This is a genomic window from Companilactobacillus crustorum JCM 15951 (assembly GCF_001434585.1).
Classification (GTDB): domain Bacteria; phylum Bacillota; class Bacilli; order Lactobacillales; family Lactobacillaceae; genus Companilactobacillus; species Companilactobacillus crustorum.
Window position 1 is genome coordinate 91,004 of the sequence record NZ_AZDB01000005.1, and the last position, 7,115, is coordinate 98,118.

General features: G+C 36.0%; 8 protein-coding genes. All 8 read left to right on the plus strand.

Annotated elements, in window-relative coordinates; genetic code table 11:
• Positions 1-71 precede the first annotated feature (71 nt).
• The gene (locus FD26_RS02750) at positions 72-626 is read left to right on the plus strand and encodes a bifunctional transcriptional activator/DNA repair enzyme AdaA (RefSeq protein WP_057866910.1); all 555 of its coding nucleotides are present in this window, start codon (positions 72-74) and stop codon (positions 624-626) included.
• A 117-nt stretch (positions 627-743) separates the two neighbouring features.
• Positions 744-1,781, plus strand: a complete 1,038-nt coding sequence (locus tag FD26_RS02755; protein ID WP_057866911.1) for a MupG family TIM beta-alpha barrel fold protein — start codon at positions 744-746, stop codon at positions 1,779-1,781.
• Positions 1,782-1,786: 5 nt separating this feature from the next.
• Positions 1,787-2,683 carry an N-acetylmuramic acid 6-phosphate etherase gene (gene murQ, locus FD26_RS02760; RefSeq protein WP_057866912.1) on the plus strand — a complete coding sequence of 299 codons (897 nt, stop codon included), beginning with the start codon at positions 1,787-1,789 and terminating at the stop codon, positions 2,681-2,683.
• A gap of 3 nt (positions 2,684-2,686) precedes the next feature.
• Complete coding sequence (locus FD26_RS02765; protein WP_057866913.1) at positions 2,687-4,159, plus strand: PTS transporter subunit EIIC; 1,473 nt, start codon at positions 2,687-2,689, stop codon at positions 4,157-4,159.
• A 4-nt stretch (positions 4,160-4,163) separates the two neighbouring features.
• A complete protein-coding gene (locus FD26_RS02770; RefSeq protein ID WP_057866914.1) occupies positions 4,164-5,021 on the plus strand; it encodes a MurR/RpiR family transcriptional regulator in 858 nt (285 codons plus the stop codon).
• 1 nt (position 5,022) lies between these two features.
• Positions 5,023-5,502 carry a PTS sugar transporter subunit IIA gene (locus tag FD26_RS02775; RefSeq protein ID WP_057866915.1) on the plus strand — a complete coding sequence of 160 codons (480 nt, stop codon included), beginning with the start codon at positions 5,023-5,025 and terminating at the stop codon, positions 5,500-5,502.
• Positions 5,503-5,595: 93 nt separating this feature from the next.
• Positions 5,596-6,423, plus strand: coding sequence for a phage integrase N-terminal SAM-like domain-containing protein (locus tag FD26_RS02780; protein ID WP_057866916.1), 828 nt, complete (start codon positions 5,596-5,598; stop codon positions 6,421-6,423).
• Between the two features lie 12 nt (positions 6,424-6,435).
• The gene (locus FD26_RS02785; protein WP_057866917.1) at positions 6,436-7,062 is read left to right on the plus strand and encodes an LOG family protein; all 627 of its coding nucleotides are present in this window, start codon (positions 6,436-6,438) and stop codon (positions 7,060-7,062) included.
• The last annotated feature ends 53 nt before the right edge of the window (positions 7,063-7,115 follow it).

Below are 7,115 nucleotides of genomic sequence, written 5' to 3' on the forward strand. Positions count from 1 at the left end.
AATTTAAATATCTTGCTGACTAATTCTAATAGCATAATAAATTTATCAAGTACTTTGGAGGTGTCTAATCAATGCTCGCTTTAAATAAAACTCGTTGGCAAGCCATCATAAAGAATGATAAGTCTATGGACAATATATTCTTTTACGGTGTGACGACTACTAAAATATTTTGCAAACCTTCCTGCCATTCTAAAGCTCCTAAATTTACCAATACAGTGATTTTTCAAAACCAAACTGAAGCATTAAAGAGTGGCTTTCGTCCTTGTAAAAGATGTCAGCCAACCGGTCAAAGAGTTTCCAATGAAATTTGGGTCGAACAAATCAAAACCTACATCCAGAATAATTACTCTCAAAAATTAACTTTAACTATCATCGCTGAAACCTGCCACGGCAGCGCCTCTAATCTTCAGCGAATTTTTACCAAATATACCCAACAAAGTCCAACTGTCTATTTAAATAACTTACGTTTGCAAAAAGCTCAGCAGCTTTTACGTCAAACTAATGATGCGCTCCCAAAAATTGCACAAAAATGTGGTTTTAATAGTTCTAGTTACTTCAACACGAAATTTAAACAAAAGTTTAATATGACTCCCCTTCAATACAAAGAATCCTTTCTTCATAAATAGATTCTTTGTATTTTTATTTCATTTTAATAGTTAATTTTCGAAACATATTGTAATTTTATTACAAAGGTTATATTATATTTTATATAAGTTAAGCGTTTTCATAAAAGGAGGCCCATATTGTTAGGTTTTTCATATTATCTAGATCATACCTTTAACGAGGACGATCAAAATTATCTTCAGAGCATGAAACAACACCATTTTACGGAAATATTTACTTCATTACACATTCCTGAAGATAATCAAACAGCTTATGCCGATCGTCTTAAAGATTTATTAGATCATACAACGTCCTTAGAATTATCCGTCTTTGTCGATATCGATAAAAAATCGCTCCAGAATCTTCCTCAAGAACTTACTGGTTTTCATTTACGACTTGATGACGGCTTTACTAATCAAGATATAGCTCAAATGTCTCAAAAAAGTTCTCTGGCTTTAAATGCCAGTACTCTCTCTGAGTCCGATATTGCAGAGCTACATTCTTATCAAGCTAACTTCCATAACCTAGAGGCTTGGCACAACTTTTATCCTCGACCAGAAACAGGTTTGGACCTTAACTGGTTCTTACAAAAGAATCAATGGTTCAAAAGTTTAGGAATCACTACTCAGGCCTTCATCCCTGGGGATCAAGCACTTCGTGGCCCCATCTTTTCAGGATTGCCTACCTTAGAAAGCCAACGTCATCAAGATCTTTTAGCTGCAGCAATTCAATTGCAAAAAAATGACGTCGACAAAATTTTCATTGGTGATCCTCGGTTAAGCCTTAAATATCAAAATAAATTCTATGATTATTTTGACAAGGGTGTTTTAGATCTAACTCTCAAAACTAATTCTCAATTTCCGAGTTATTTAACTAACCGGATTCTTCATAACCGACCAGACCCTGCAGCTGATGTTATTCGAGTGGTTGAAAGTCGTGGAATGAATGCTTTAAATACCGAAACGGTCTTACCTCTACAAAGTACCCCTCGTAATGCTGGCTCTATTACGATTGATAATCAGAACTATGGCCGCTATATGGGAGAAGTTCAATTAATCAAGCATGACTTGCCACTAGACGAGCGTGTCAACGTTTTAGGTCGAATAGATCAGGCTTCAATTCAACTATTGCCATATATTGGTGCTAATGCCGCTTTTAAAATCAATACTAAGGAGTAAAAATAATGGATTTGACAAAATTAAGTACAGAAACACGTAATTCTAAAAGTATGCTGCTAGATACAATGTCAGTTGCAGAAATTCTAAAGCTTATGAATTCTGAAGATCAAACGGTACCTCAAGCAATTAATAAGCAATTGCCCCAAGTTGAAGCTGCCGTTAATAAAATTATTCAACAATTTAAAAAGAACGGTCGCTTGATTTATCTAGGTGCAGGTACTAGTGGTCGATTAGGAGTTCTCGATGCTGCTGAATGTGTCCCTACTTTTGGAACTGATCCCAGCATGGTTCAAGGACTTATCGCCGGCGGACAAAGTGCTATGACAGTAGCTGTTGAAGGTGCCGAAGACTCTTTAAGTCTAGCTGAAGAAGATTTAAAGAAATTAAAACTCAATGCTAATGATGCCGTAGTAGGATTAGCTGCCAGTGGTCGTACTCCCTATGTAATTGGCGCACTTAAATATGCTCATCAAGTGGGAGCAGTTACTGTCAGCATCGCTTGCAATCAAAATGCTGAAATCTCTAAATACGTCGACTACCCTATTGAAGTAGTTACTGGACCGGAAGTATTGACAGGGTCAACTCGATTAAAAGCTGGAACAGCCCAAAAATTGATTCTAAATATGATCTCCACTACATCAATGATCAAGCTAGGCAAAGCCTATCAAAATCTAATGATCGATGTAAAACCTACCAACGACAAGCTAGTAGAACGTTCAAAACGAATTATTATGCAAGCAACTGACTGTGATTATCAAACAGCCGAGAAAAACTTTATAGCTGCTGATGAAGATGTCAAAGTTGCTATCATTATGACTTTAACTGGTGTCGATAAAACAGAAGCAATCAAAAATCTACAAAAGAATAATGGCTTTGTTAGAAAAGCTATGAAGGAGGATTAAATTATGGCTGAAAAGAAAGAAGAACGCCTAGCTCGCGAAATTTATAGTGCTGTTGGCGGACCTCAAAATGTTCAAAAATTAATTCATTGTATGACTAGAGTTCGAATGACTATCAGAGACTATGACAAAGTCGATATGGCCAAATTAAAGGCCATTGATGGAGTCTTGGGTGTTGTTCAAGAGGATACACTTCAAGTTGTTGTGGGTCCCGGATTAGTTAACAAAGTGGCTCAAGTAATGATCGATCAGGTTGGAGTCAAATTAGGTCAGGACTTTCCTGACGATTTAGAATCAAAATCTGAAGAACATCTGAGTGATCATCAAAAAGCTAAAGCCGAGGTTACTGAAAAAGCAGCTGAGTTTAAGGCTGAACAAAAGAAAAAAATTAAACCATCAAAAACTAAAGCAGTTTTAAAATCAATTTCTAATATCTTTGTACCATTAATTCCCGTCTTCGTTGGTGCTGGTTTAATTGGTGGTATTGCTGCGGTCCTTTCCAATATGATGGTTGCTGGCGATATCGGTAAAAATTGGAATGAATTTATTACTGTTCTAAATGTTATTAAAAATGGTGTCTTTGCTTATTTAGCTATTTATGTTGGTATCAATTCTGCCGAAGAATTCGGTGCTACTCCTGGACTTGGTGGTGTGATCGGTGCTGTAACTTTATTAGCCGGTGTTGATCCTAAAACGCCTTTACAAAACATTTTTAATGGTCAGGCACTCTCTGCTGGCCAAGGTGGTATCATCGGTGTCATTTTCTCAGTTTGGATCTTAGCCATGATCGAAAAGAGATTGCACAAAGTCATCCCTGATTCAATCGATATTATCGTTACTCCTACTATTACCTTATTAGCTGTTGGTATCTTTACTATTTTTATCGTTATGCCAATTGCCGGAGTTGTCTCTGATTCACTAGTAGGTTCAATCATGTGGGTCTTAAAAGTTGGTGGTGCCTTCTCTGGCTTCATTCTAGGTCTATTCTTCTTGCCTATGGTTATGCTTGGACTTCACCAAGTCCTAACTCCTATCCATATTGAAATGATCGACAAAACTGGTTCAACTTTGCTCTTGCCTATCTTAGCTATGGCTGGTGCTGGACAAGTCGGTGCTGCTTTGGCACTCTGGGCTCGTTGTCGAAAGAACAAAAAATTAACCAATATGATTAAAGGTGCTTTACCAGTCGGCTTCTTGGGAATTGGTGAACCATTGATCTACGGTGTTACTTTACCATTAGGTCGTCCTTTCATTACTGCTTGTATCGGTGGCGGTATTGGTGGTGCTGTCGTAGGTGCCTTTGGTAACGTCGGAGCTATTGCCATTGGTCCTTCAGGTCTAGCTTTGATTCCTTTGATCACTAATGGTCATGTACTTGGTTATATCTTTGGACTCTTAGCAGCTTATGTTGGTGGTTTCATAGCTACTTACTTCTTTGGCGTTCCAGCAGATGCTAAAAAAGCTACTGAACTGGATTAACTAGATGGAAAGTCTAATTTTTTCAATCAAACAGTCAATTCCCCAATTAACTAAGACTGAACAAAAGATTGCTGAATTCATTATTCAGAATCCCACAAAAGTAACTACTATGAGTGTTCAAGACTTAGCAGCTGAAATTCCAACCAGTTCTGCTTCAATCGTTCGTTTCAGTAAATTATTTTGTGCCGATGGTGGTTTCTCAGAGCTTAAATTAAAATTATCCGCTGAAAGCGATCAAGATAATGAGATTTATGATGAAATTGCTCCTCAAGATTCAATCGATGATCTCAAAAAAAAGCTCTCCTTTCGAGTAAACCAAACAATTTTAAGAACTAACACTAGTCTAGATAATCAGGACTTAAATACGGCAATTAAAATTTTACATGACAAAGAACTAATCGTTAGTTTTGGAATTGGAGCTTCGCACATTGCTGCTGAAGACTTTCAACAAAAGTTCTTTCGAATCGGTAAAACTGTTATCACTAACAATGATCATCATGTCATCAGTACGATTCTTTTAGCTAAAAAAGAAGAAGCTGCTATTTTAATTATTTCTAACTCCGGTGAAACCAAAGAAGCAATTGAACTAGCACGTCTTGCAAAACAAAATAAAATACCTATAATTGTATTAACGCATAAAAATGTAAGCGCATTAGCAAAACTAGCTACCGTGATCTTGGTTCATGACGACAGTACAGAAAACACTTCTTTAAGAAGTGCTGCAACAACTTCCTTAATTGCCCAATTCTATGCAATTGATCTGTTGTATTATAGTTACTTCAAACTAGACTTTTCCGAACATGTCAAGGAAATCATTTCATCACAGAAGTACATTGCTAAGAATTTCAAGGAGGAAGATTAAAATGGGGCTATTCTCTAGAAAAAAAGTTGATGAATTTGTATCGCCTGCTAATGGTGAATTGATTCATTTAGACAAAGTCAGTGATCCGGTTTTCTCACAAAAATTAATGGGCGATGGTTTCGCTGTAACTCCTAGCGATAATGAAATTGTTGCTCCAATCGGTGGCATCGTTGGGACTGTTTTTCCAACTAAACATGCTTTAATGATTACTTCAAACCATGGATTAGAAATTATGTTGCATCTTGGAATTGATACAGTCGAATTAGATGGCAAACCTTTTGAAATGTTCGTGCAAGAAAACGATACTGTAAAAGCGGGTCAAAAATTGGCTACTATGGATCTTCAACAAGTTAAAGATGCTAAGAAAGATACTTCTATTATGACCATTATTACTAATTCAGATGCTGTTAAAGAAATGGGTTCCTTTGAAGAAAAAGATATTGCATCTGGCGCTGCTGCCTTATCCGTAACTGTAAAATAAAAATATCTTTTTAAGACAAAGTCCTCAAATATGGGCTTTGTCTTTTTTTGTCATTCTTAAAAAATGTATAATATACATAAAGGAGGTCTTCTTATGGTTAAAATCCCTTACTTAAACGGTTTTGATGCTTACTTGAAAACAAGACACATTTCTTCAAAAGCTCATACTGAATATATGAATTCCCTAACTGATTTCTTTAATTACACCATTCAACATAATTCTGACTACAAAATTTCTGAAGATATCAAAGATGTTCATGAAATGGACGTACGTCTCTTTAAGAATTTCATGCTCGAAAATCTTAAATTAAGCGCTAGTACGATCAATAAAGTCATCAGTAATTTAAATGTTTACTTCAAATATCTCTTCAGTGTTAAAAAAACACCCGAGATACCAACTTTAAACATTAATAGCGTAACTGTACCTAAACAGTCAGATTTTCCTGTAGAAGTCTTTTTAAAGCTATCAGACTATCTAAAAATGGATCTAAGCATATACACTCGTTTACTGATTCTGATCATTGCTAAAGGATTCAACTATAAAGAAGCCTTGGCACCTGATTTTTATTTAAAATTTAATCAACTAACCTTCAATGATGACGAACAACGATTTTTAAATCTCTACAAGTCTTATATTGAACCTTACCGTTCTTATTGGAATAATGAGAATCTTTTCTTGAGCCGTAATCGAGGAGCCAATACTCCCCTATTAAGTGTTCCAGCAATTCACCGTGACTTAAAACAGGATAGTGAGACAACCAGCTTAGATTTAGCTCCTAAAAAGCTCTATACAACTTTTATTCTCCTGGCCTTAAGTACCCGTGAACTATCAGATAATCAACAAAGAGCTTTGGACGCTCTAGATACGCCTTCTTTAATGTATTATCGCCGTTTAAAACGAGAAACAAATTTTGATATATAAGAGAGTGAAAAAATGAAAAATATTGCTGTTTACTGTGGTGCTTCCACAGGTAATGATGAAATTTATACTTTAGGTGCTCAAAAACTCGGTCAATGGATTGTTCGTAATAATTATGGTCTTACCTATGGTGGTGGACGTTATGGATTAATGGGCGTAGTTGCCAACAGTGTACTAAGTGCCAACGGCTTTGTTCACGGAATAATTACTCAGGAATTAGCTGGACGTGAATTATCGCATGCCAAACTTTCCAAATTGGATATTGTTTCGGATATGTCTGCTCGTAAACAAGCCATGCTGACAGATTCTGTGGCAAATATTGCTTTGCCCGGTGGACCAGGGACCTTAGAAGAAATCTCTGAAGCCTTTTCTTGGACGATTATTGGCGACAGTAAAAATCCATGTGTTTTTTATAATATCAATCACTATTATGACGATTTGGAAAGTTTCTTCGACGCCATGACTAAACATGGATTTATGGAAAAAGAAACTAGAAAAACCTTATTATTTAGCGACTCTTTAACAGAAATCGGTCAATTTATTAAATCTTATACTCCCCCAAAATTACGCAATTATAATAAATACCCTCCCAATTTTATTTACTCAATAGTAAGCCAATTAATTATAAACTCTCTGATATAGATAAGAAAAACACGTTGGAATTAATTGGCTGTACGATAAATAGAGTTGATAGG

Excerpts from the sequence above, each read along its gene's own strand:
- FD26_RS02750 (WP_057866910.1), top strand. The coding sequence starts at position 72 with ATGCTCGCTTTAAATAAAACTCGTTGGCAAGCCATCATAAAGAATGAT.
- murQ (WP_057866912.1), top strand. The coding sequence starts at position 1,787 with ATGGATTTGACAAAATTAAGTACAGAAACACGTAATTCTAAAAGTATG.
- FD26_RS02765 (WP_057866913.1), top strand. The coding sequence starts at position 2,687 with ATGGCTGAAAAGAAAGAAGAACGCCTAGCTCGCGAAATTTATAGTGCT.
- FD26_RS02770 (WP_057866914.1), top strand. The coding sequence starts at position 4,164 with ATGGAAAGTCTAATTTTTTCAATCAAACAGTCAATTCCCCAATTAACT.
- FD26_RS02775 (WP_057866915.1), top strand. The coding sequence starts at position 5,023 with ATGGGGCTATTCTCTAGAAAAAAAGTTGATGAATTTGTATCGCCTGCT.
- FD26_RS02780 (WP_057866916.1), top strand. The coding sequence starts at position 5,596 with ATGGTTAAAATCCCTTACTTAAACGGTTTTGATGCTTACTTGAAAACA.
- FD26_RS02785 (WP_057866917.1), top strand. The coding sequence starts at position 6,436 with ATGAAAAATATTGCTGTTTACTGTGGTGCTTCCACAGGTAATGATGAA.